Source organism: Streptomyces ferrugineus (assembly GCF_015160855.1).
Taxonomy (GTDB): Bacteria; Actinomycetota; Actinomycetes; order Streptomycetales; family Streptomycetaceae; genus Streptomyces; species Streptomyces ferrugineus.
Genome location: NZ_CP063373.1, coordinates 1,183,449 through 1,207,525 on the forward strand (window position 1 = coordinate 1,183,449; position 24,077 = coordinate 1,207,525).

General features: G+C 71.1%; 24 protein-coding genes. 18 read left to right on the forward strand and 6 right to left on the reverse strand.

The window, feature by feature from the left end; all coding sequences use genetic code 11:
* The first annotated feature begins 14 nt into the window (after positions 1-14).
* The 6 genes from hutU (at position 15) to IM697_RS05665 (ending at position 6,196) form a co-directional block, all read left to right on the forward strand.
* Positions 15-1,679: a urocanate hydratase gene (gene hutU / locus IM697_RS05640; protein WP_194045316.1), complete on the forward strand. Its 1,665-nt coding sequence runs from the start codon at positions 15-17 to the stop codon at positions 1,677-1,679.
* A complete protein-coding gene (locus IM697_RS05645) occupies positions 1,676-2,893 on the forward strand; it encodes an allantoate amidohydrolase (protein ID WP_194045317.1) in 1,218 nt (405 codons plus the stop codon). The genes hutU and IM697_RS05645 overlap by 4 nt, the downstream gene beginning before the upstream one ends.
* Entirely contained in the window at positions 2,890-4,239 is a 1,350-nt protein-coding gene (locus tag IM697_RS05650) for a formimidoylglutamate deiminase (protein WP_228044515.1), read from the forward strand. The genes IM697_RS05645 and IM697_RS05650 overlap by 4 nt, the downstream gene beginning before the upstream one ends.
* A complete protein-coding gene (gene hutI / locus IM697_RS05655; protein WP_194045319.1) occupies positions 4,236-5,534 on the forward strand; it encodes an imidazolonepropionase in 1,299 nt (432 codons plus the stop codon). Before IM697_RS05650 ends, hutI begins: the two co-directional genes overlap by 4 nt.
* A 102-nt stretch (positions 5,535-5,636) precedes the next feature.
* Positions 5,637-5,828 carry a hypothetical protein gene (locus IM697_RS05660; protein WP_194045321.1) on the forward strand — a complete coding sequence of 64 codons (192 nt, stop codon included), beginning with the start codon at positions 5,637-5,639 and terminating at the stop codon, positions 5,826-5,828.
* On the forward strand, positions 5,825-6,196 hold the full coding sequence (locus IM697_RS05665) for a PIN domain-containing protein (protein ID WP_194045323.1): 372 nt from the start codon (positions 5,825-5,827) through the stop codon (positions 6,194-6,196). Before IM697_RS05660 ends, IM697_RS05665 begins: the two co-directional genes overlap by 4 nt.
* 19 nt (positions 6,197-6,215) lie before the next feature.
* On the opposite strand, the gene IM697_RS05670 is transcribed toward IM697_RS05665, so the two are convergent.
* Together IM697_RS05670 and IM697_RS05675 are read right to left on the reverse strand one after the other, a co-directional pair.
* Positions 6,216-7,775 carry an RICIN domain-containing protein gene (locus IM697_RS05670; RefSeq protein ID WP_194045325.1) on the reverse strand — a complete coding sequence of 520 codons (1,560 nt, stop codon included), beginning with the start codon at positions 7,773-7,775 and terminating at the stop codon, positions 6,216-6,218.
* A gap of 255 nt (positions 7,776-8,030) precedes the next feature.
* Positions 8,031-8,996, reverse strand: a complete 966-nt coding sequence (locus IM697_RS05675; RefSeq protein WP_194045327.1) for an RNA polymerase sigma factor SigF — start codon at positions 8,994-8,996, stop codon at positions 8,031-8,033.
* 237 nt (positions 8,997-9,233) lie between these two features.
* Between IM697_RS05675 and IM697_RS05680 the strand changes: the two genes are divergently transcribed.
* The 6 genes from IM697_RS05680 to IM697_RS05705 all read left to right on the forward strand — a co-directional run bounded on the left by IM697_RS05680 (position 9,234) and on the right by IM697_RS05705 (position 14,792).
* The gene (locus tag IM697_RS05680; RefSeq protein WP_194045329.1) at positions 9,234-9,620 is read left to right on the forward strand and encodes an STAS domain-containing protein; all 387 of its coding nucleotides are present in this window, start codon (positions 9,234-9,236) and stop codon (positions 9,618-9,620) included.
* Positions 9,621-9,858: 238 nt separating this feature from the next.
* Positions 9,859-10,431, forward strand: coding sequence for an ATP-binding protein (locus IM697_RS05685; protein WP_194045331.1), 573 nt, complete (start codon positions 9,859-9,861; stop codon positions 10,429-10,431).
* A 328-nt stretch (positions 10,432-10,759) separates the two neighbouring features.
* On the forward strand, positions 10,760-11,449 hold the full coding sequence (locus IM697_RS05690) for an LPXTG cell wall anchor domain-containing protein (RefSeq protein WP_194045333.1): 690 nt from the start codon (positions 10,760-10,762) through the stop codon (positions 11,447-11,449).
* Positions 11,450-11,479: 30 nt separating this feature from the next.
* Entirely contained in the window at positions 11,480-12,331 is an 852-nt protein-coding gene (locus tag IM697_RS05695) for a COG1470 family protein (RefSeq protein WP_194045335.1), read from the forward strand.
* Complete coding sequence (locus tag IM697_RS05700; RefSeq protein WP_194045336.1) at positions 12,328-13,404, forward strand: hypothetical protein; 1,077 nt, start codon at positions 12,328-12,330, stop codon at positions 13,402-13,404. The genes IM697_RS05695 and IM697_RS05700 overlap by 4 nt, the downstream gene beginning before the upstream one ends.
* A 26-nt stretch (positions 13,405-13,430) precedes the next feature.
* On the forward strand, positions 13,431-14,792 hold the full coding sequence (locus IM697_RS05705; RefSeq protein WP_228044517.1) for a hypothetical protein: 1,362 nt from the start codon (positions 13,431-13,433) through the stop codon (positions 14,790-14,792).
* Between the two features lie 127 nt (positions 14,793-14,919).
* Here IM697_RS05705 and IM697_RS05710 read toward each other — a convergent pair whose 3' ends face one another.
* Complete coding sequence (locus tag IM697_RS05710) at positions 14,920-16,416, reverse strand: oligopeptide:H+ symporter (protein WP_194045337.1); 1,497 nt, start codon at positions 16,414-16,416, stop codon at positions 14,920-14,922.
* Positions 16,417-16,808: 392 nt separating this feature from the next.
* Here IM697_RS05710 and IM697_RS05715 point away from each other — a divergent pair, with 392 nt between their 5' ends.
* Together IM697_RS05715 and IM697_RS05720 are read left to right on the forward strand one after the other, a co-directional pair.
* Positions 16,809-17,486 carry a response regulator transcription factor gene (locus IM697_RS05715; RefSeq protein WP_194045338.1) on the forward strand — a complete coding sequence of 226 codons (678 nt, stop codon included), beginning with the start codon at positions 16,809-16,811 and terminating at the stop codon, positions 17,484-17,486.
* A gap of 46 nt (positions 17,487-17,532) precedes the next feature.
* Positions 17,533-18,804, forward strand: coding sequence for an ATP-binding protein (locus IM697_RS05720; protein WP_194045339.1), 1,272 nt, complete (start codon positions 17,533-17,535; stop codon positions 18,802-18,804).
* Positions 18,805-18,822: 18 nt separating this feature from the next.
* Here IM697_RS05720 and IM697_RS05725 read toward each other — a convergent pair whose 3' ends face one another.
* Positions 18,823-19,377 (reverse strand): GtrA family protein, encoded by a 555-nt coding sequence (locus IM697_RS05725; protein WP_194045340.1) that lies wholly within the window; start codon positions 19,375-19,377, stop codon positions 18,823-18,825.
* Positions 19,378-19,587: 210 nt separating this feature from the next.
* Here IM697_RS05725 and IM697_RS05730 point away from each other — a divergent pair, with 210 nt between their 5' ends.
* Genes IM697_RS05730 through IM697_RS05740 form a run of 3 tightly spaced genes read left to right on the forward strand, consistent with a single transcriptional unit; the run spans position 19,588 to position 22,456 of the window.
* Positions 19,588-20,727: a 5-(carboxyamino)imidazole ribonucleotide synthase gene (locus IM697_RS05730; RefSeq protein WP_194045341.1), complete on the forward strand. Its 1,140-nt coding sequence runs from the start codon at positions 19,588-19,590 to the stop codon at positions 20,725-20,727.
* Positions 20,724-21,251 carry a 5-(carboxyamino)imidazole ribonucleotide mutase gene (gene purE, locus IM697_RS05735; RefSeq protein WP_194045342.1) on the forward strand — a complete coding sequence of 176 codons (528 nt, stop codon included), beginning with the start codon at positions 20,724-20,726 and terminating at the stop codon, positions 21,249-21,251. Before IM697_RS05730 ends, purE begins: the two co-directional genes overlap by 4 nt.
* Before the next feature lie 5 nt (positions 21,252-21,256).
* Positions 21,257-22,456 carry a dipeptidase gene (locus tag IM697_RS05740; protein WP_194045344.1) on the forward strand — a complete coding sequence of 400 codons (1,200 nt, stop codon included), beginning with the start codon at positions 21,257-21,259 and terminating at the stop codon, positions 22,454-22,456.
* Between the two features lie 19 nt (positions 22,457-22,475).
* Here the strand turns inward: IM697_RS05740 and IM697_RS05745 are convergent, their stop codons facing one another.
* A complete protein-coding gene (locus tag IM697_RS05745) occupies positions 22,476-22,883 on the reverse strand; it encodes a VOC family protein (RefSeq protein WP_194045346.1) in 408 nt (135 codons plus the stop codon).
* A gap of 34 nt (positions 22,884-22,917) precedes the next feature.
* Positions 22,918-23,277 carry a VOC family protein gene (locus IM697_RS05750; RefSeq protein WP_194045348.1) on the reverse strand — a complete coding sequence of 120 codons (360 nt, stop codon included), beginning with the start codon at positions 23,275-23,277 and terminating at the stop codon, positions 22,918-22,920.
* 122 nt (positions 23,278-23,399) lie between these two features.
* On the opposite strand from IM697_RS05750, the gene IM697_RS05755 reads away from it, so the two are divergent.
* On the forward strand, positions 23,400-23,900 hold the full coding sequence (locus tag IM697_RS05755) for a CGNR zinc finger domain-containing protein (protein ID WP_194045350.1): 501 nt from the start codon (positions 23,400-23,402) through the stop codon (positions 23,898-23,900).
* Positions 23,901-24,077: the final 177 nt, after the last annotated feature.

Below are 24,077 nucleotides of genomic sequence, written 5' to 3' on the forward strand. Positions count from 1 at the left end.
CTGGGAGGCAGACCATGTCAGGACCCCGCCCCGTACGAGCACCGCGCGGTACGGAACCGAGCGCCCTGGGATGGCAGCAGGAAGCCGCCCTGCGGATGCTCCAGAACAACCTCGACCCCGAGGTCGCCGAGCACCCCGACAAGCTCGTCGTCTACGGCGGCACCGGCAAGGCGGCCCGCGACTGGCGCTCCTTCGACGCGATGGTGCGCACCCTGAGGACCCTGAAGCAGGACGAGACGATGCTCGTCCAGTCCGGCCGCCCCGTCGGCGTCATGCAGACCCACGAGTGGGCCCCGCGCGTCCTGATCGCCAACTCCAACCTGGTCGGCGACTGGGCCAACTGGGAGGAGTTCCGCCGACTGGAACAGCTGGGCCTGACCATGTACGGCCAGATGACGGCCGGCTCCTGGATCTACATCGGCACCCAGGGCATCCTCCAGGGCACCTACGAGACCTTCGCCGCCGTCGCCGCCAAGAAGTTCGGCGGCACCCTCGCCGGGACGATCACCCTCACCGCCGGCCTCGGCGGCATGGGCGGCGCCCAGCCGCTCGCCGTGACCATGAACGACGGCGTCGCCATCTGCGTCGACTGCGACCCGCGCGCCATCGAGCGGCGCATCGAGCACCGCTACCTGGACGTGAAGGCCGACTCCCTCGACCACGCCCTCCAACTGGCCACCGAGGCCCGCGACGCCCGCCGCCCGCTGTCCATCGGCGTCCTCGGCAACGCGGCCGAACTGGTGCCGCAGCTCCTCGCCATGGGCGCACCCATCGACATCGTGACCGACCAGACCTCGGCCCACGACCCGCTGGCCTACCTCCCGCTGGGCGTCGACTTCGACGAGATGGCCTCCTACGCCGCCAAGGACCCGGCGGGCTTCACGAGCCGGGCACGCGAGTCGATGGCGCGGCACGTCGAAGCCATGGTCGGCTTCATGGACGCCGGCGCCGAGGTCTTCGACTACGGCAACTCGATCCGCGGCGAGGCCCGACTCGCCGGCTACGACCGGGCCTTCGCCTTCCCCGGCTTCGTCCCCGCCTACATCCGCCCCCTCTTCTGCGAGGGCAAGGGCCCCTTCCGCTGGGCGGCCCTCTCGGGCGACCCGGCCGACATCGCCAGGACCGACAAGGCGATCCTGGAGCTGTTCCCGGAGAACGAGTCCCTCGCCCGCTGGATCAGGATGGCCGGCGAGCGGGTCCACTTCCAGGGCCTGCCCGCACGCATCTGCTGGCTCGGCTACGGCGAGCGGGACAAGGCGGGCGAGCGCTTCAACGACATGGTCGCCAGCGGCGAGCTGACCGCGCCCCTGGCGATCGGCCGCGACCACCTCGACTGCGGGTCCGTCGCCTCGCCGTACCGCGAGACCGAGGCCATGCTCGACGGCTCCGACGCGATCGCCGACTGGCCGCTGCTGAACGCCATGGTCAATGTGGCCTCCGGGGCGTCCTGGGTGTCCATCCACCACGGCGGCGGGGTCGGCATGGGCCGGTCCCTCCACGCCGGCCAGGTGACGGTGGCCGACGGCACGAAGCTGGGCGGCGAGAAGATCCGCCGGGTGCTGACGAACGACCCGGGCATGGGCGTCATCCGGCACGTGGACGCGGGGTACGACATCGCGGAGTCGGTCGCCGACGAGCGCGGTGTGCGGGTCCCGATGCGTGAAGGTGACGACGCGTGACCTTCCACAGCATGTGGGCGGAGCTGCTGCCGATCGGCCGCAGCTCCGCCTCCGGCGGCTACCGTCGCTACGCCTGGACCGGCGCCGACCTCGACTGCCGGGCCTGGTTCAAGCAGCAGGCGGAGTCCCGCGGGCTGACCTACGAGGTCGACCGGAACGGGAACCAGTGGGCCTGGCTCGGCGACCCCGCCGCCGGGGACGCCGTCGTCACCGGGTCGCATCTCGACTCCGTGCCGGACGGAGGGGCCTTCGACGGGCCCTTGGGCGTCGTGTCCTCCTTCGCGGCCCTCGACGAACTGCGCGGCAGGGGCGTGGACCTCGCCAAGCCCCTCGCCATCGTCAACTTCGGCGACGAGGAGGGCGCCCGCTTCGGGCTCGCCTGTGTCGGCTCCCGGCTCACCGCCGGGCAGCTCACCGTCGACGACGCCCACCGGCTGACCGACGGCGACGGCGTCAGCCTGCCCCACGCCATGGAGGCCGCCGGCTACGACCCCGGCTCCATCGGCCCCGACCCCGAGCGGCTCGGCCGCATCGGCGCCTTCGTCGAACTGCATGTCGAGCAGGGGCGGGCGCTGGACCTGTCCGGCGACCGGGTCGGCATCGCCAGCGCCATCTGGCCGCACGGCCGGTGGCGGTTCGACTTCCGGGGCGAGGCCAACCACGCGGGGACCACCCGGCTCGTGGACCGGCGCGACCCCATGCTGACGTACGCCGAGACCGTGCTCGCCGCCCGCCGGGAGGCCGAACTCGCCGGTGCCGTCGCCACCTTCGGCAAGATCGCCGTCGAGCCCAACGGCGTCAACGCCATCCCCTCCCTGGTGCGCGGCTGGCTCGACTCCCGTGCCGAGGACCAGTCGAGCCTCGACGCCGTCGTCGGCGGCATCGAGAAGGCGGCCCGGCAGTACGCGGAGGCGCACGGCATCGACCTCGACGTCGTCCGGGAGTCCTTCACGCCCGTGGTCGAGTTCGACCACGCCCTGCGCGACGAACTGGCCCGCATCCTGGTCAAGGACACCGACATCACCGTGCCCGTCCTGGGTACCGGTGCCGGACACGACGCCGGAATCCTCTCCGGCACGATTCCGACCGCCATGCTGTTCGTACGCAACCCCACGGGCGTCTCGCACTCCCCGGCCGAGTTCGCCGCCGAGGACGACTGCGTGGCCGGAGTCATCGCCCTCGCCGACGTACTGGAAGGACTGGCCTGCACGTGACGCCCACCGAGCGGACCCGTACGTACTGGCTGGAGCACGCCTGGCTCGAAACCCACGTCGAGCCGGGTGTCGCCCTGGAGGTGCGCGACGGCCGTATCGCCGCCGTCCGGACCGACGTCCCCGCCCCGCCCCCGGGAGCCGAGCCGCTGCGCGGACTGACCCTCCCCGGCCTGGCGAACGCCCACAGCCACGCCTTCCACCGCGCCCTGCGCGGCACCGTCCAGGTCGGCTCGGGCACCTTCTGGACCTGGCGCGAGGTCATGTACGCCACCGCCGACCGGCTCACCCCGGAGACCTATCACGCCCTCGCCCGCGCCGTGTACGCCGAGATGGCGCTGGCCGGGATCACGGCGGTCGGCGAGTTCCACTACGTCCACCACGCGCCGGGCGGCACCCCCTACGCCGACCCCAACGCGATGGGCGAGGCCCTGATCGCGGCCGCCGCCGAAGCCGGCATCCGGATCACCCTCCTCGACACCGCCTACCTCTCCTCCGGCTTCGGACAGGCCCCCAACACCCACCAGCTCCGCTTCTCCGACGGGAACGCCGAGGCCTGGGCCGAACGCTGTTCAGTTCTCAAGGAACAAGATCACGCACGGATCGGGGCGGCCGTCCACTCCGTACGGGCCGTGCCCGCCGACCAGTTGGAGACCGTGGCGCGGTGGGCCGAGGAGCGGCGGGCCCCGCTCCATGTGCACCTGTCCGAGCAGACCGCCGAGAACGAGGCCTGTCTGGAGGTCCACGGCTGCACCCCGACCCAGCTCCTCGCCCTGCACGGCGTCCTCGGCCCGCGCACCACCGGCGTCCACAACACCCACCTCACCGCCGAGGACATCTCCCTGATCGGCGGCAGCGGCACCGGCACCTGTATGTGCCCGACCACCGAGCGGGACCTCGCCGACGGCATCGGACCGGCCGCCGCCCTGCAGAACGAGGGCTCCCCGCTCTGTCTCGGCTCCGACAGCCACGCCGTGATCGACCTGCTCGAAGAGGCGCGCGCGATGGAGCTCAACGAGCGCCTGCGCACCCGCACCCGCGGTCACTGGACGGCGGCGGCCCTGCTGCGGGCGGCCTCCGCCGACGGCCACGCGGCGCTCGGCTGGGACGGCGCGGGCACCCTGGAGGCCGGCGCGCTCGCCGACTTCACGACGGTCGCGCTCGACTCGGTCAGGACGGCAGGGCCGCTTCCGCGGCTCGGGGCCGAGACGGCCGTATTCGCCGCGTCGGCAGCAGACGTGTCGCATACGGTCGTGGCAGGCCGGCACGTCGTGCGGGACGGGGCCCACACCCTCGTACCGGATGTGCCGCGAGCCCTCGCGGACGCCGTCGAAGCCCTGCGCGGATGACCCCCGGCCGCCCGCCCGCGCGGCCCGCCTGCGCCCCCGAACCCGACCCCACCGCCGACCAGGCCACCAAGGACGCCATGAGCAACGCGACGACCGACAGCCCCGCCCACTCCGCGAGCACCGCAAGCACGCTCATCACCAACATCGCCGCCCTGGTCACCAACGACCCCTCCCTGGGTGACAGTTCCCCCCTCGGACTGATCCAGGACGCGGCCGTCGTCATCGAAGGCGACCGCGTCGCGTGGACCGGTGATCAAAGCAAAGCACCCGCCACTGACAATCGGTTCGACGCAGGTGGCCGGGCCGTCATCCCCGGCTTCGTGGACTCCCACTCCCACCTCGTCTTCGCGGGCGACCGCACCCAGGAGTTCAACGCCCGGATGTCGGGGCGGCCGTACAGCGCCGGCGGCATCCGCACGACCGTCGCGGCCACACGGGCGGCGAGCGACGAGGAACTCGAAGCCAACCTCACCCACTACCTGCGCGAGGCCCTGCGCCAGGGCACCACCACCTTCGAGACCAAGTCCGGTTACGGCCTCACCGTCCGGGACGAGGCCCGGGCCCTGCGCATCGCCGCCGCCCACACCGACGAGGTCACCTACCTCGGCGCCCACATCGTCTCCCCGGACCACGCCGACGACCCGGCGTCGTACGTCGCCCTCGTCACCGGCGAGATGCTCGACGCCTGCGCCCCGTACGCCCGTTGGATCGACGTCTTCTGCGAGAAGGGCGCCTTCGACGGCGACCAGGCCCGCGCGATCCTGACGGCGGGCAAGGCGAAGGGGCTGCACCCCCGCATCCACGCCAACCAGCTCTCCTACGGCCCCGGCGTCCAGCTCGCCGTCGAACTGGACGCCGCCAGCGCCGACCACTGCACCCACCTCACCGACGCCGACGTCGACGCCCTCGCGAACAGCCGTACCGTCGCCACCCTGCTTCCCGGCGCCGAGTTCTCCACCCGCGCAGAGTGGCCCGACGCCCGCCGCCTCCTCGACGCCGGTGTCACCGTCGCCCTGTCCACCGACTGCAACCCCGGCTCGTCCTTCACCTCCTCCGTCCCGTTCTGCATCGCGCTCGCGGTACGGGACATGGGGATGACCCCGGACGAGGCGCTCTGGTCGGCGACGGCGGGCGGCGCGGCGGCCCTGCGCCGCGACGACATCGGCCGCCTCACTCCGGGCTCCCGCGCCGACCTGCTCCTGCTCGACGCCCCGAGCCATGTCCACCTGGCGTACCGGCCGGGTGTGCCGCTGGTCGGCGGGGTCTGGCGGAAGGGCGCGCACGTAGGAAGCTGATCCCCGCAGTTGTCCATCACGACCGAATCGCGCTGGAGCAGCGTTGGTATGCGGGCCATGATCTCGAGCAAGTCATCGAGGCGGCCTGCCTCAGGTATTCAGATGTATTCTCGCGCATACGTCGAGCGCATCCTCGCAGCGACGCCCACCGAGACCGAGCGGGCCGAGCGAACGGCCCGGGCCGTGGCCTATGTGCGCGCCCACCTGCGGGAAGACCTCACCGAGGACGATGTGCGGGACGCGCGGGAGAGGCGGGCGGCGATCACTGCCGGCCAAGTGGGAAGTCGCAGGTGATCATTCTGGATCACACGGCGGTCCTTGCCCTCTGCCGCGGGCACCGGCTGCTCTCCGGGCTGGCCGTCGTAGAGGTTGACGATCCGGCCCGGCGTGCGCACGTTCCGGCCCTGTGCCTCGTCGCAGCCGGCCTGGAACGGCCTGGCGTGGCGGCGCATGTCGGAGCCTTGCCGGGTTTGGAGTTCCTGCCGCTCGATTTTGCAGGTACGGCCGCCGTCGAACAGGTGGTGTCCGCCGGGTTGGACTGGCCGTTCGGGCATGCGGTCTACGCCGCCGCCTCCGACACCGTTGAGGGGCGGATTCTGACGGCGACGCCCGAGGCCTATGACGGTACGGGGGTATGGGTGGTGGACATCGGAAAGCCGTGACGGCTGCGTAAGAGGTCCGTCACGACGCCCCCGCCCGCCACCGCTGGTCCTCCCGCCCCGACTCCCGCACCAGGGACAGCGACTTGTCGTCCCCCGGTGTCAGCGCATGGTCCAGGGCGATCCCGGGGCGGACCACCCCGCGGGAATCCACCCAGAACCTGAGGTTCTGCCCGTTGTATCCGTACACCGAGTCGCACGTCCAAATGCCGACGCCCCGGTACACGGAACCGCGGCTGTCCAGGCAGTAGTCGGGGTAGGCGTACGACTGCAGCACGCCGCGCGCGGAGTCGACGCGCCACCGTTGGTCGCGCGAGGACGTGCAGGTGGCCATGACCACGTTTGTGCCGTTCGCCGGGGCGCCGTCGATGTCCAGGCACAGGCCCGACGCGACGTTCACGACCTGGGCGTATGCACCGCCCGGCGGATATGTGGGGGAGGGCGGCGGCTTCGGGCGTGCCGTCTTCGTCGGCGTCGAACTCCGCGTGGGCGAGGGCGACTTGGAGCTCCGCGAGGGTGACGGCGACGAAGACGGTGACGGCGAGGACGCAGAGGCCGATGGTGTGGCCGACACCGTCGTGGTCACGGTCACCGCGACCGGCGGCACGCTCGCCGCGGTGCTCGCCGCACCCACCGGATCCGGCGACGACGTGTCGCCCTGTGTCGCCAGGAACGCCACCAGCGCCGCCCCGAGCGCCGCCGACACCAGCACGACCCGGCGCCGGTCCAGCGGCCGGCCCCGCCCGGCAGCGAGGCCCCCGGCCACCCGCTCAGCCGTCTGTGCCGCGCCCCCGGCCGCATACGCCGTCCCGCCCCACGGCAACAACCCCTCCGCCAGCGCCGTGCGCGGAGTGTCCCGCAGGGCCGACAACTCCTCGTACGCCGTCGTGCAGTGCGGGCAGCGGGCCATGTGGGCGCGCAGATCAGTGCTGTCGCGGGGGCTGTCGGGCCGTACGGACTCCTCGATGAGGCGGCCGAAGTCGCGGCAGGCGAGGTCGTCGGAGGCGGCGAGGCGGGCGCGCAGACACGCGCGGGAGAGCTGCTGGAGCGCCGGGTGGGTGCCGTAGGTGACGTCCTCGCGGGTGAGGCCGAGGAGAGCGGCCGTGCGCTCCGGTGGCTCCTGCTCCAGGACTCCGTACCAGATCAGGCCCTGGGTGCGCGGCGGCAGGGACTGGAACGCGGTGAGCATGGGCGGGACCGGGCCGGCGGGGCCGGCCGTGTTCAGCACGAGCAGCACGCTCGCGTCGAGGCCCGCCGCGCGCTCGTCCGTCGCCCAGGTCCCGGCCGACCGGGCGGTCAGCAGCAGGAGTTGGTGGCGCCAGGGGACGCCGGGGTCGATGCCGCGGGCCGTCTGGCGGGCCGCGAGGGTGAAGGACTGGGCCGCCAACTGCCGTGCCATGGAGTGGTTCGGGGTGCACAGACCGGCGTAGGCGAGGACGTGCGCGTGATGGCGGGTGCGCAGTTCCTGGAGTGCCGTGTACGCGGTGGACGTGTCGGAGCGCAGCAGTTCGGTCAGTCGCGCGTCGGACGCGCCCTCGTGCATGCCCCCGCCACGGTCCCCACGATCGTCGGACCGAGCCATCCCCCATGCCTCCTTGCGGCCGTGCGACCCGCTCGGACTTCTGTCCTACCGGCGGGTATGACGGCTCATAGTGGAGGAAGGGGAGCCCTGGGGAAAGGGTTTCTGTGGGTAACCCGTGAGCAGCCGGTGAAAGATCCGATCGAATCCGAACGCACCGTGCCCGAACGCACTGTGCCCGGTGCCCTGCCGACAGAATTCGGCGGGGTACCGGGCACAGTGCGGGTCGGCGCGGCGGAGAGGGCGCTCCGCGGCCGGTCACTCCTCGATCGTCAGACCCTTTCTGAGTCTGATCAGGGTCCGCGACAGCAGGCGCGACACATGCATCTGGGAGATGCCGAGTTCCTCGCCGATCTCCGACTGGGTCATGCCCGCGACGAACCTCAGGGAGAGGATCTTCCGGTCCCGCGGCGGGAGTTCGGCGATGAGCGGCTTCAACGACTCGACGTACTCGATGCCCTCGATGCCGTGGTCCTCGTAGCCGATCCGGTCGGCCAGCGCGCCCTCGGCGTCGTCCTCCTCAGGCTGGGCGTCCAGCGACGAGGCGGTGTAGGCGTTCGACGCCGCCATGCCCTCGACGACCTCGTCGTTGGTCAGGCCCAGGCGCTCGGCCAGTTCCGCCACCGTGGGCGCGCGGTCGAGTCGCTGGGCCAGCTCGTCACCGGCCTTGGCCAGGTCGAGCCGCAGCTCCTGAAGCCGGCGCGGCACCCGTACCGACCACGACGTGTCGCGGAAGAAGCGCTTTATCTCGCCGATGATCGTCGGCATCGCGAAGGTGGGGAACTCCACGCCGCGGCTGAGCTCGAAGCGGTCGATCGCCTTGATCAGGCCGATGGTGCCGACCTGGATGATGTCCTCCATCGGCTCGCTGCGCGAGCGGAAGCGGGAGGCGGCGAACTTGACCAGCGCGAGGTTGAGTTCGACGAGCGTGTTGCGGACGTACGAGTATTCGTGGGTCCCTTCCTCCAGCGACTCCAGCCGCTCGAAGAGGGTCTTGGACAGGGCCCGTGCGTCCACCGGCCCCACCTCGTCGTACGGGGGGATGTCCGGAAGCCCGGCGAGTGCGTCGTCGTGGCCCAAGTCATGCCCCAAGTCATTCTCGAAGGCATGCTCGGAACCTGCGTCGCTGCTGCGCTCGATGGGATCCAGCTGTTCCGGTAGGGATGCCGACGTCGCGCTCTGGGTATGCGATGCGTCGAGCCGGGGTGACATGATGTCCTCCATCGTTCTCGGCATATGGCTGCCGAAGCCTGTCGTGCACTGCGGTGTGCGGCGCCTCCAAGCCGGCCGAGTCGGTTACGTGTCTCTACTAGCCCTACCCGCTTTCCCGAGCCCACCGCAAGTGCGCTCTGGTCCGAAATGTCCGATTCTGTGTAGATGTTCGGGTGTTGGAGGGCGTAGGGAAGGCGTAGTGTTCGAGAGCGTCAGTCAGCAGCCACGACGTCGGGAGTGAGACACGGCATGGACCGCGGGACGGTCGGCAGCGCACAGTCTGGCCGACTTCTGGTCGAGGTGCGGGAAGAGGGCTCCAGTGCCGTCGTGACCCCGGCGGGTGAGTTGGATCACCACACCGCCGATTTGTTGCGTGAGCCACTCGAGGACTGCCTCGACAAAGGCTTCAGTCGGCTGGTCGTCGACTGCTCGCGGCTCGAGTTCTGTGACTCCACGGGGTTGAACGTGCTGCTCGGGGCGCGCCTGAAAGCGGAGGCGGCCGGGGGCGGGGTGCATCTCGCGGGCATGCTGCCCGTGGTCGCCCGAGTGTTCGAGATCACAGGGGCCGAGGCCGTCTTCACGGTCCACGACTCGCTCGAAGCCGCGCTGGCCGACGGATCCGGCGGCGCCGGCTGACCCCGCACGTCAGCCGCTGCATCAGACGTCACATCATTCGGCCCGAATACAGGGGTGTTCCCTCGGCCGGGTCGGGCAGGAGACATCCTGAACCTGTCGGCTGTGACGTCGGCCACCGGGGGTGGGGGGACTGTGACCGACGTATCGGGCAAGGAACGTGTAACGACGTACTGACTCCGCGTACTGACTTCTGAATCGTGTGAACGTTGAACTGGTGAATCGGTGAGGTGAAGCGCTGATGAGCACCACCCGGCCTTTCCCGCCGGGCGACCGCGGCCCTGAGCCCAGCGGCGCTTCCGGGGCGTCCGAGGAGGGCGTGTCAGGGGCGGGAACGTCCGACGGGGGCGCCGTGCCGGCCCTGCGGCCCAGCGGGCCCGAGGCGTCCGCCGAGGCCGCGACGGGGCGCCAGGTCCGCCGACTGGCCTTCGAGGGCCAGAGCGGGGTCGTACCGCTCGCCCGGGACTTCGCCCGGCAGGCTCTGTACGCCTGGGGCTGGCTGCCCGCCGCCACCGCCGACCAGCGGGCCGCGGCCGAGGATGTGCTGCTCGTGGTCTCCGAGCTGGTCACCAACGCCTGTCTGCACGCCGAGGGCCCGGACGAGATGTGGATCGCCTGCGACAACAAGGTCATCCGCCTCGAGGTCTCCGACAAGGGCACCGGCCAGCCGGCGCCGCGCACCCCGCACCGCGCGGGGCGCCCCGGCGGCCATGGCATGTTCATCGTGCAGCGGCTGTGCCTGGACTGGGGCGTCATGCGCACGCCGGGAGTCGCGGGCAAGACGGTGTGGGCGGAGCTCGGCGCCCCGGCGTAAATCGTTTTTGCTGGGAGGGGCCCGGCGGGCCTCCTCCGTCATCATGCGCCCGCCTGCGCCCCGAGGGGCCACCCGGGCTGGAGCGCACACCGTGCTCGACCCACCGGCCGGCCGCTCCCCGCGATCTTGAAGCCTGACTCAGAAGTCCGACCCCGAAGTCCGACCCCGAAGTCCGACCCCGAACCCCGACCCGGGTTACCCAGGGTCACCCCCTCCACTCGGTGCACTCCGGATCGCCACAACTCCGGCGTGCGCCGTGTCTTCCTTCCTCAAGGCCCCAGGCGTACCTTGACGGCCGATCTGATATGCCGTCAGGAATGAGGGGACCGTGTCGAAGCAGAAGCGAACCGCCGCGCTCGCGACCGCCGCGGCCCTGGCCGGCTCGGCGGTGCTGATGGCCGCCCCCGCGGCCCGGGCCGAGGTCGTCGACGTCAACTACGCCTGCAAGACGCCGATCGGCGACAAGAGCGCCGTCTCGCCCATCGACATCAAGGGCGTCAAGAGCGGCGGCGGCTACAAGATCACCATGTCCTGGCAGAAGGGCGTCTCGTCCAGCCCCGTCGAACTCGGCAAGGGCGCGATGAACCCGAGCGCCACCATCAAGCTGGGCGGCGCCGACAGCGGCACCATGAACGTGACCGGCCCGGCCAACCAGGAGGCGATCCCCGCCAACACCCCCATCAAGATCAACGACTTGACGGGCACCTACACCCCGAAGAAGACCGGCGAGGTCACCTTCACCGCGGGTGTCCTCACCATCAAGGCCCTCGGCACGACCACCACGTGCACGCCCACCAACGACCCCGGGCCGTCGCTGAGCCTCGACGTCACGGCGGCGAGCGGTGGCGGCGGAGCCGACAGCGGAACCCAGAGCGGCTCCGGCTCGGGCGACGAGCTTCCGCAGACCGGCCCCGAGGACTCCGCGATCGCCCTCGGCACCCTCGGCGGCACGGTCCTGCTCGCGGGCGCGGCAGGCGCGCTGTGGCTGACCCGCAGGGGGCAGGCAGTACGCCGCTGACCGCCCCGTACTGAGCCGCTGGAGCCGCCGATGTCGTCAGCCGCCCGTGTCCTGTGCCTGCCCCTGCTGCTACCGCTCCTGCTGGCGGCCGCCCCCGCGGCGACCGCCGCCGAGTCCTGGTCCGTCGCGCCCACCGGCGGCGGTCGCCCGTCGTTCTACACCGAGGGCGGGCCCGGCACGGTCCAGCGGGACACGGTGTCCGTGACGAACCGGGGCGAGAAGCCGGTCACCGTACGCCTGCACGGCACCGGCGTCCCCGTCGCCTTCGCCGAGAGCCGGGTGCGGATCCCGGCCCGCACCCGCGCCGAGGTCCCGTTCACGGTGACCGTCCCGACGGGCACGGCCCCCGGCGACCGCTCCGGCGAGATCGTCGCCCGCGACACCGACGGCCGCGCCGAGACCGTCGGGCTCCGCCTGCGCGTCACCGGCCCCGAACTGTCCGCGCTGACCGTCGAGCGGGTGGCGGTGCGCACCGACGGCATCACCTACGAGCTGGTCAACCGCGGCACGACCCCCCTCACCCCGACCCTCGCGGTCCGCGCCGACGGCGTCTTCGGCCGCCTCCTCGACCGCGCCCCGCGCACCCTCCCCGTCGATCTGCCGCCCGGCAGCCGTACCAAGCTCACCGAGCCCTGGCCCGACCGCCCCGCCCTCGACGCGGTCGACGTCCGGCTGACGGTGACGGCGACGGGCGGCGCGCGCGACACGGCACAGGCGTCGGCGCGGTTCGTGGACCGGGGCGCGGTGGCGGGGACCGCAGGGGCGATGGCGGCGGTGGGCGCCCTGTTCGTCGTACGACATCGCAGGCGCCGTGGGCCGGGCGTCGCCGAGGAGCCCCAACGACCGCTGGAACAAGCCGAACTGACGGGAGCGGGGACGTGAGCGCCAAGGTGCGGATCGTGGCGTTGCTGGCCGTGCTGGCGCTGCTGTCGCCGGCGGCGACCGCGTCGGCGGCCGACGACCCGCCCTCCGTGAAGCTGTCCAAGGCCCAGGCGGGGACGGGCGGTTCGATCACCGTGACCGGCGGCGGCTGGCGGCCGCGTGCCCTGCTGATGCTCCTGATCTGCGGCCAGTCCGTGCCGTCGACCGGGGTGACCGGTGGCACCAACTCCTGCGCCAACGCGGACGGCAGGGCCGTGACGACGGACGCCGAGGGCCGCTTCAGCCGGAAGCTGCCGGTGGCCGAGCCGCCCGTGCCGTGCCCGTGCGTGGTGCATGTGGCGACGGTGACCGGAGCGAAGGCCGAGGCCGACGCCATCTTCCAGGTCGCCGGGCACGCGGTCGAGCCGCTGCCCGCGGAGCCGGCGGGCGGCCGCCTGTCGGTGCTCACCGACACCCGGCTGGACGGCTCCAGCGGCCTGCTCACCTGGTTCGGCGCGCCGCCGGCGCGGACGCTGGTCTTCACCGTGGGCAACGTCGGCACCTCCGCCGTCAAGAACCCGCTCTTCCAAGTCGGCACCTCCCACGGCGTGTTCGCCCCGCAGTGGCAGGAGCAGCAGTGGCGCGGCACGATCCAGCCGGGGCGCAAGGCGCGGATCGAGCTGCCGGTGGAGCTCGCCGCCGGGGCGCACGGCGACTACACCGTCTCCCTGAAGTACGGCGGCAAGGTGATGGCCGAACAGCCCTGGGGCGTGGGCCGGCCCTGGGGCGTGACGCTGTTCTGGATCCTGGTCGGCCTGGTCGTCCCGGCGGCGCTGTTCCGCGTCGGGATGGCGGTGGTGGACCGGATACGGCCGCGGCAGCCGGCCCGCCGTCGCGGCCTGCGCCTGCCCGAAGTCGCCCTTCGACTGCCGGGGTTGAGGCCCCGGGAAGAGGCGAGGCACGCGGCTTCCCCCTCCTCGACCCTGCCGTGGTTCGCCCCGGACAACGACCCGGGTACGGCCGGCCGGCTCTCCGCACCGCACGACGACAGCCCGACGAGTCCTACGACTCCGACCAGGAAGGGACCCCCGTGAGCAAGCGAAGGAGAGTCATACCGGCCATGCCCGGGAGAGCGAGTGCGGCGGGCGTCGCCCTGATGCTCGGCGGCGCGGGCGTCCTGCTCGGCGTGTCCGCCGGGACCGCCCAGGCGGCGGAGGTGGCGTACGCGACCGAGTGCATCCCGCCCGCCATCTCCGGGCTGCCGCCGGTCCAGGGCACCACGAAGGTGGAGGTCACCGCGCCCGCCGAGGCGAAGGTCGGCGACGAGGTGGAGATCGTCTGGAAGTTCGTCCAGGCGGCGTCCAAGAACCCCGACATCCTCGACCTGGGCGAGAACACCGTCCGGCCGACGGGAACCCTGAAGGCGGCCGGCGCGCAGACGGCGGACGTCGCCATGGAGGGCCCCCGGGAGAACCCGCCGATCCCCAAGGGCAGCGACATGAAGCTGTCCGACATGAAGGGCAAGCTGAAGCTGACGGCGCCGGGCGAGGTGACGCTGACGCCGGACGCGTACGACATCAACGTCAACCAGCCGATCTCCACGGACACCAAGTGCTCGCCGAAGGAGACGGTGCAGAAGGCGGCGACGATCAAGGTGACGGACGGGAGCGGAGGCTCGGGCGGCACGACCGGCGGACTGCCCACGGTCGTGCCGACCCTGCCGACGAGCGTGCCGACCGGCCTGCCCACGGGCTCCTCCGATCCGACGCCGAGTGAGAGCGAGACGGGCGGCACGGACACCGGCGGCACGAGTGCCGGCGGCACCAGCACCGGTGGCGGCGACGGCGGCCAGACCGACTTCACCGGCAAGGAGGTCCAGGTCCCCTACGAGTGCAAGACGCCCATCGGCGACAAGGAGGCGACCTCGCCGGTCCAGATCGACGCCAAGAAGAACGGCGGCGGCTTCGACCTGACGGTCCAGTTCAAGAAGTCGGTGATGGACAGCCCCGCCGACATCCCCAAGGACTCGGTCAAGCCGTCGATGGAGGTCGTCCTGGGCGGCGCGGACAAGGGCACGGTCCATGTCGAGGGCCCGACCAACTCCGAGGCCATCAAGGCGGGCGACCCGATCGAGATCCCCGACCTCAAGGGCACCTACAAGCCGGGCGCGAGCGGCGAGTCGACCCTGTCGCCGGGCGTGCTGACGGTGAAGGCCCTGGGTACGACGACGACCTGCACGCCCACGAAGACCGAGGTCTCCCTGACCCTGGACACCACGGAACAGGCGAGCGGCGCGTCCGGCGGCGGCTCGACCGGCGGTTCGGCGGGAGGCTCCGCCGGCGGCTCGTCGACGGACGGCGGTTTGGCGGCGACGGGCGCGGAGGACCACGGTGCCTTGAAGGCCCTGGGCCTGGTCGCGGGAACTGCGCTGCTGCTCGGGGGAGCGGTGTTCACGTTCATGCCAAGGCGGAGGACGCGCTGACATCTTCAGGGGCGCGGGGCTGTATCAATTTGCGGCTCCGCCGCGCGGGCGCACAGCGGCAAAGCCAACGGGGCCGTCGCACCCACGTAGGTGCAACGGCCCCGAATCGGCTCAAGCAAGCGCAGCGCTAGCGTACGTCGCCCATGAGTTCCTTGACCTTCCGGCGGTACATCCACACCGCGGCACCGGCCAGGACGGCGAGCGTGGCCTCCAGGGCCACGATGTTCGTCTTGTTCAGGTCGACCCCGGCGATGGAGAGCAGACCGGTCGTCGCGTCACCCGCGGTGACGGCGAGGAACCAGACGCCCATCATCTGCGAGGCGTACTTCGCGGGAGCCATCTTCGTCGTCACCGACAGACCCACCGGCGACAGCAGCAGCTCACCCACGGTCTGCGTGAAGTAGATCGCCACCAGCCACATCGCGGCCGCCTTGTGACCGCCCTCGGCGATCGTCAGCGGGGCCAGGAAGAGGAAGAAGGACGCGCCGACCAGGACCAGACCCGAGCCGAACTTCACGATCGTGCTCGGCTCCTTGCCGCGCCGGTTCAGCGCCAGCCAGAACCAGGCGAAGACCGGGGCCAGCGCCATGATCAGGACCGGGTTGACCGACTGGTACCAGGAGACCGGGAAGGCCCAGCCGAAGACGCTGTTGTCGGCGGAGGACTCGGCGAAGATCGACAGCGTCGAGCCGCCCTGGTCGTAGATCATCCAGAACACGGCCGCGGCCACGAAGAACCAGATGTACGCGGACATCTTGGACTGCTCGGGGCGGTCCAGGTCCTTGTCGCGCTTGATGCGGACCAGAACCATGGTCGGGATGATGACGCCGAGCAGCGTCAGCGGCACCAGGATCCAGTTCAGCGTGTAGTTGCCGGAGAAGCCGACGATCGCGTAGACGACGACCGCGATACCGGCCCAGATCGCCGCCTTGCGCAGCGTCGAGGACTTCTCCTCGGCGGACAGCGGCGTCGGGACGACGCTGGAGCGGTCGGCCAGGTGGCGCGAGCCGATCAGGAACTGGACGAGGCCCAGCGCCATGCCGAGCGCGGCGAGCGCGAAGCCGAGGTGCCAGTTGACGTTCTCACCGATGGTGCCGATGATCAGCGGGGCCGCGAAGGCGCCGAGGTTGATGCCCATGTAGAAGACGGTGAAGCCGCCGTCGCGGCGCGGGTCGTCCGGCCCGTCGTAGAGGTGGCCGACCATCGTCGAGATGTTGGCCTTCAGCAGACCCGAACCGATGGCGACCAGGCCGAGACCGGCGTAGAACGTGCCGGAGGAGGGCAGGGCCAGGGTGAGGTGGCCGAGCATGATGATGCCGCCCGCGATGGCGACGGTCTTGCGCGGACCCCAGACCCGGTCACCGAACCAGCCGCCGGGCATGGTGAGCAGGTACACCAGCGACACGTACACGGAGTAGATCGCGGTCGCCGTCCCCGCGTTGAGGTGCAGGCCGCCCGGAGCGACGAGGTACAGCGGGAGCAGGGCCCTCATGCCGTAGTAGGAGAAACGCTCCCACATCTCGGTCATGAAGAGAGTGGCCAGTCCGCGGGGGTGGCCGAAGAAGGTCTTCTCGGAGCCGGGGGTGCCCGGGCGGGCCGAGTCCTTCGTCAGGCTGGACGCCATGGTCGATCCTTGCTGGTCGGGACGCGTGTGCCTGAGCGGTGCCCACGGGGAGTTCCGCTCCGGGTCACGAAGCGGCGGACGGCGCGGGGCCGGCGCGTACCGGCCCGCACATGAAAGAGACCCCCAGCGTCAAGTGCGCCGAAGGTCCCTGCAGTGCTACAGGCGTGGATTCACCATACGTCAGGACACCGCCGGATATGGAAGGACTTGAGACCCGAATCACAGGTGTCGAGGGAACCGCAACACCTTTTCCATGGTCCTTTCAGGATCGCACCTCGCAGGCATAGGTCTGTACCACAGCAGATGAAGGTAAGAGACACACCAAAGGCCGGTGAGAATCGGGGCGGCCGATCACCCTCCAGCTCTTGTCAAGAGCGGACTACCATCAGCTCATGACCCGAGTACTGCTCGCCGAGGACGACGCGTCCATTTCGGAGCCGCTGGCCCGCGCACTGCGCCGGGAAGGGTACGAGGTCGAGGTGCGCGAGGACGGCCCCACCGCGCTCGACGCAGGAATGAAGGGCGGAGTCGACCTGGTCGTGCTGGACCTCGGCCTGCCCGGCATGGACGGACTGGAGGTGGCACGCCGGCTGCGTGCCGACGGTCACACCGTGCCGATCCTCATCCTGACCGCGCGCGCCGACGAGGTGGACACCGTCGTGGGTCTGGACGCGGGCGCCGACGACTACGTCACCAAGCCGTTCCGGCTCGCCGAGCTGCTCGCCCGGGTGCGGGCGCTGCTGCGGCGCGGGGCGGCGGAGCCGCAGCAGCCGCCGGCCACGCACGGGGTGCGCATCGACGTCGAGTCGCACCGGGCGTGGATGGGCGACGAGGAGCTCCAGCTCACGGCGAAGGAGTTCGACCTGCTGCGGGTGCTGGTGCGGGACGCCGGCCGGGTCGTGACCCGCGACCAGCTGATGCGGGAGGTCTGGGACACGACCTGGTGGTCGTCGACCAAGACGCTCGACATGCACATCTCCTGGCTGCGCAAGAAGCTGGGCGACGACGCGGCGAACCCCCGTTACATCGCGACGGTACGAGGCGTGGGCTTCCGCTTCGAGAAGAGCTGAGCCTCGAAGAACCGAGCCCCGGGGCCGTACAGGTAAGTAAGAGGACATGCGCCGCCGACTGATCCAGTCCACCCTCGCCGTCGTGCTCGTCGTGATCGCCGTCTTCGGGGTGTCGCTCGTCATCGTCGAGACGCGGACGATCACCAACACCGCGCAGGAGCGGGTGGACACCGAGGCCGTCCGGCTGGCCAGCATCGTGGACAGCCGGCTGCTCGGCGACGAGACCGTGGACGCAGCGGTGCTGCGGGACCAGATCCAGGGGGATCGCTACGCCGAGATCCGGATCCCGCAGAAGCCGGTGATCGAGGTGGGCGCCAAGCCGAGCGGCGACGTCATCAGCGCCACGGAGACGGGCGAGGAGGGCGAGACCGTCACCGTGCAGGAGCCGCGCTCGTCGGTGACGCGGGAGGTCGGCCGTACGCTGCTGATCATCGGTGCGGTGGCGCTGCTTGCGGTGATCGCGGCGGTGCTGCTCGCCGTCCGCCAGGCGAACCGTCTCGCCTCCCCGCTCACCGACCTCGCGGAGACGGCCGAACGCCTCGGCTCCGGCGATCCCCGCCCCCGGCACAAGCGCTACGGCGTCCCCGAGCTGGACCGGGTGGCGGATGTACTGGACTCCTCGGCGGAGCGCATCGCGCGCATGCTCACGGCCGAACGCCGCCTGGCGGCGGACGCCTCCCACCAGCTGCGCACCCCCCTCACCGCGCTCTCCATGCGCCTGGAGGAGATCACCCTCACCGAGGATCTCGACACCGTGAAGGACGAGGCGACCATCGCCCTGACGCAGGTGGAACGCCTCACGGACGTCGTCGAGCGCCTTCTGACCAACTCCCGCGACCCGCGCAACGGCTCCGCTGTCACCTTCGACCTCGACGAGGTCATCCAGCAGCAGCTCGCCGAGTGGCGGCCGGCGTACCGCAGTGTGGGCAGGGCGATCGTGAGCTCGGGCAAGCGCCATCTGGAGGCGGTGGGTACTCCGGGCGCGGTGGCCCAGGTCCTGGCGGCCCTGATCGAGAACTCCCTCATGCACGGCGGCGGCACCGTGGCCCTGCGCACCCGTGTCACCGGCAACCAGGCGGTGATCGAGGTCACCGACGAGGGCCCCGGCATCCCGCCCGACCTCGGCGCCCGCATCTTCGAGCGCGCGATCAGCGGCCGCAACTCCACGGGCATCGGCCTGGCGGTGGCCCGCGACCTGGCGGAGGCGGACGGCGGCCGCCTGGAGATGCTGCAGACGAAGCCCCCGGTCATAGCCCTGTTCCTGTCCCGGACCCCGCCGCCGAAGAAGGCACAGGAGTCGGGGCTGACGGTCAGGTAGGCGACGCCGGGCGCCGGGTCAGCCCACCCGCTGGCCGACCCTCGGCTCCCGCGCCGCGGGCCGGCGCTCCAGGAACGATTCGGCTGGCGGGGCCGGCTCCTCGACCGGGAGCGCGCGGAACACCCAGGTGCGGTACGACCAGAACCGGAACAGCGTCGCGATGCCGATGCCGAGGAACTTGAAGATGTTGCTCTGCAGCGGGCTGTCCCAGCCGAAGCCGTACGTCGCCGCGTACAGCACGCCGTTCTCGATGACCAGGCCGACCACGCTGAACAGCAGGAACAGCCCGAGTTCCCTGGTGCGCCGGCTCTTGTCGCGGTCCCGGTAGGTGAAGTACCGGAAGCCGAGGTAGTTGAAGATGATCGCCACGACCGTCGCGATGACGCTCGCCCGCACCACCTGGAGGTCGGTCACCTGCCGCACCAGGTTGAACACGAGGAGGTTGACCAGGAGTCCCGCTCCACCCACCGCACCGAACTTGGCGACCTCACGCACCAACTGGTCGAGACGCTGCCGTATGGCGCTGCGAGTCGCCGGAGGCGTCGCCTGAAGCCCCGAGGAACCTCGTCCCATGGTTGTGAAGGCTCCTGTCGGTCGATTTGTCGGTTGGGTTTCGTCAACGCAGCCATGCTAACCACCCCCCTTCGCGATTGCCTGTGCGTGAGCTCATACGTCAGGGAAGAGACGGGGATGAGAGGGGGAAGAGAAGGGGGAAGAGAGGGGCAGAGACCCGGAAAAAGTCCGGTAAGAGGGTCGCCCCGGAGCGGCCGATACCCTAGGGGCGTGACGTTCCCGGTAGTCGGCATGGTCGGCGGGGGCCAGCTCGCTCGTATGACACACGAAGCAGGCATCCCGCTGGGCATCAGGTTCAAGCTTCTCAGTGACACCCCGCAGGATTCCGCGGCGCAGGTCGTCAGCGATGTCGTCGTCGGCGACTATCGCGACCTCGACACGCTTCGCGAGTTCGCCCGAGGGTGCGATGTGATCACTTTCGATCACGAACATGTACCCACCGAGCACCTCAGGGCGCTCGAGGCGGACGGCATCCCCGTACGCCCCGGCCCCGACGCGCTCGTACACGCCCAGGACAAGGGTGTGATGCGCGCGAAGCTCGACGCGATCGGCGTGCCGTGTCCGCGGCACCGCATCGTCAGCGACCCGGGCGACGTGGCCGCTTTCGCGGCGGAGGGCGACGGTTTCCCGGTGGTCCTCAAGACGGTCCGCGGCGGCTACGACGGCAAGGGCGTCTGGGTCGTCGACTCCGTCGAGGAGGCCGCCGAGCCGTTCCGCGCCGGTGTCCCGGTCCTCGCCGAGGAGAAGGTCGACTACGTCCGCGAGCTCGCCGCCAACGTCGTACGCTCCCCGCACGGCCAGGCCGTCGCCTATCCGGTGGTCGAGTCCCAGCAGGTGGGCGGCGTCTGCGACACGGTCATCGCCCCCGCGCCCGACCTCGACGAGTCCCTCGCCCTTAAGGCCGAGGAGATGGCTCTGACCATCGCCAAGGAACTCGGCGTCGTCGGCCACCTCGCCGTCGAGCTGTTCCAGACCCGCGACGGCCGCATCCTCGTCAACGAACTGGCGATGCGCCCGCACAACTCGGGCCACTGGAGCCAGGACGGCGCCATCACCTCGCAGTTCGCCAACCACGTCCGGGCCGTCCTCGACCTCCCCCTCGGCGACCCGCGCCCGCGTGCCGAGTGGACAGTCATGGTCAACGTCCTCGGCGGCGACTACCCGGACATGTACTCCGCGTACCTGCACTGCATGGCCCGCGACCCCCAGCTCAAGATCCACATGTACGGCAAGGACGTGAAGCCCGGCCGCAAGGTCGGTCACGTCAACACCTACGGCGACGACCTGGACGACGTGCTGGAGCGCGCCCGTCACGCTGCCGGCTACCTGAGAGGGACCATCACCGAATGAGCCCCGTTGTAGGCATCGTCATGGGGTCGGACTCCGACTGGCCCGTCATGGAGGCCGCCGCCCAGGCTCTCGACGAGTTCGAGATCGACTACGAGGTCGACGTCGTCTCCGCGCACCGTATGCCGCGCGAGATGGTCGCGTACGGCGAGCAGGCCGCCGAGCGGGGCCTGAAGGTGATCATCGCGGGCGCCGGGGGAGCCGCCCACCTGCCCGGCATGCTCGCCTCCGTCACGCCGCTGCCGGTCATCGGCGTGCCCGTCCCGCTGAAGTACCTCGACGGCATGGACTCGCTGCTCTCCATCGTGCAGATGCCGGCCGGCGTCCCGGTCGCCACCGTCTCGGTCGCCGGCGCGCGCAACGCCGGCCTGCTCGCCGCCCGTATCCTCGCCGCCCACGACGAGGACCTGCTGCAGCGGATGCGGGAGTTCCAGCAGGACCTGAACGACCAGGCCACCGAGAAGGGCAAGCGCCTGCGCGCCAAGGTCGAGGGATCGAACGGCTTCGGCTTCGGCACGGGGAAGTGACGCCGATGACCTCCGCTTCGTTGGAGGCAGCACGGGAACTCCTGCGCGAGTTCCCGGTCGTCGACGGCCACAACGACCTCCCGTGGGCCCTGCGCCAACAGGTCCGCTACGACCTCGACGCCCGCGACATCGCCGGCGACCAGGGCGCCCATCTGCACACCGACATCCCCCGCCTGCGCGAGGGCGGCGTCGGTGCGCAGTTCTGGTCGGTGTACGTCCGCTCCGACTACGCCGGCGACAAGGCGGTCAGCGCCACCCTCGAGCAGATCGACTGCGTACGGCAGCTGCTGGCGCGCCATCCGCGGGATCTGCGCCCGGCGCTGACGGCGGCCGACATGGAGGCCGCCCGATCCGAGGGCCGTATCGCGTCGTTGATGGGCGCCGAGGGCGGCCACTCCATCGCGAACTCCCTCGCCACCCTGCGCGCCCTGTACGCGCTCGGGGTCCGCTACATGACCCTCACCCACAACGACAACATCGCGTGGGCCGACTCGGCGACGGACGCACCGAAGGTCGGCGGCCTGTCCGCCTTCGGCCGCGAGGTGGTGCGGGAGATGAACCGCGAGGGCATGCTCGTCGACCTCTCGCACGTGGCGGCCACGACGATGCGCGACGCGCTGGACACCTCCACCGCCCCGGTGATCTTCTCCCACTCCTCCTCCCGCGCGGTCTGCGACCACCCGCGCAACATCCCGGACGACGTCCTGGAGCGCCTCCCCGGCAACGGCGGCGTCGCCATGGTGACCTTCGTGCCGAAGTTCGTGCTCCAGGCGGCCGTCGACTGGACGGTCGCGGCCGACGAGAACATGCGCGCCCACGGCTTCCACCATCTCGACACCACCGCCGAGGCGATGAAGGTGCACCGCGCCTTCGAGGAGACCCACCCGCGCCCGATCGCCACGGTGTCCACGGTCGCCGACCACCTGGACCACATGCGCGAGGTCGTCGGCGTCGACCACCTCGGCATCGGCGGCGACTACGACGGCACCGCCTTCACCCCCGACGGCCTCAGCGACGTCTCCGGCTACCCCAACCTCATCGCCGAACTCCTGGACCGGGGCTGGTCCAGGCCCGACCTGGCCAAGCTGACCTGGCGGAACGCGGTACGGGTGCTGGGCGCGGCCGAGGACGTGGCCCGCGACCTTCAGACGACGCGGGGCCCGTCCAACGCGGCCATCGAGGAACTGGACGGACTGGACAACTGAGCGCCTCAGGTCGGTCGGCTCACCGCCAGTCGGTCAACCGGCGCGGTGGATCGATCCGGCAGAGGCAGAACGGATGCCCCGCCGGATCGGCGTACACCCGGAAGTCCTCCTTGTCCTCCGCGTGCAGCAACCGCGCGCCCAACCCCAGCACCTGCTCCTGAGCCGCCTCGACCTCCTCCCATGTGGACCCGGCGTCGAAGTCGAGGTGGATCTGCTGTGAGTTCCGGTCGGCGCGCGGCCACTCGGGCGGGGTGTACTCGGGGGCCAGCTGGAAGGCGAGCCGTGGGCCTCCCGGCAGCATGAGCACGACCCAGTCGGGGTCGTCGTCCTCGGGCGTACCGCCGGCGACCGCGGCGTAGAAGCGGGCGAGGGCGCGCGGGTCGGGGCAGTCGATGGCGACGGTGCGCAGGCGGGCGATGGGTGCCATGGGTCCTCCCGGTGGTCAGTCGGTCAGGGGGCGATCAGCAGGCGCACAGACAGAACGGGTGCCCTGCGGGATCGGCGTAAACCCGGAAGCTGCGCGAGCGGTCCCCGGCGTCCAGCGGCTTCGCGCCCAGGGCCAGCACCCCTTCCTCGGCCGCGTCCAGGTCCTTGACGGTCAGGTCGAGATGGAACTGCTGCGAGTGATCGGGCGCGGGCCACTGCGGCGGTACGAACCCGGGGGCGGCCTGGAAGGCCAGTGCCGGCCCGCCGGGCACCTTCAGGTCCACCCAGTCCCCCTCGCCCTCGACGCTGCCGCCGAGCGCGCGGGCGTAGAAGTCGGCGAGGGCGCGGGGGTCGGGACAGTCCAGGACGACGGCGCCCAGTTCGGCGATGGCCATGACTTCCTCCTCGGAGTCCGGTTACCCATGAAGCGCGTCAACGGGTAACGCTGTTACCTCATGGTCCAGCATTGGGAGTAACGTCGCAAGGGATTTCGAGAAGCGAGGGATAGCGTGCAGTCATGAGTGAGAGATCGCCCGCGCCCGGAGGCCTGGAGCTGGTCGAGTCCCTGGTCAACACGGTGGACCTGGAGTCGGGGGCGGACTCGCTGGACACGCCGGAGGGCAGGGCGCGCTTCGGGCTGGCCGAGGAGGACCTGCCCGGGGCGCGGGAGCTGCGGGAGTCGCTGCGGGTGGCGCTCCTCGCCCATGCCGGGCATCCGCCGCACCGCGCGGTGACCCCGCTCGGCGATCTGCTGACGGCGAGCCCGCTGGTGGTCGCGGTCGACGCCGCCGACGGTTCGGCCGTGCTCGCCCCGGCCGAGGAGGGCCCGCTGCTCTCCCGCGTGGCCGCGGCCATCGCCCAGGCCCTGGTCGAGGGCACCTGGACCCGGCTGAAGGCCTGCGAGGCGGCCGACTGCCACTGGGCGTACTACGACCGCAGTCCGGCGGGGCGGGGTCGCTGGTGCTCGATGCAGGTGTGCGGGGCGCGCGCGAAGATGCGGCGCTACCGAGCGAAGTGAGCCATTTCGAAAGGTTGTTGAAGATTCATGGGGCGCGCTGCGGCGGTGTGCGGCAGAATGCGAAGGACGCCGTTTCGGCCGACTGAGCCTCGGCCGAAACGGCGTCACCCGTGTCGGGGGCGGCGGCCCGATCCGCTGTCAGGCGTGCCGCAGCTTGGCCGCGTGCCGATGGTCGGC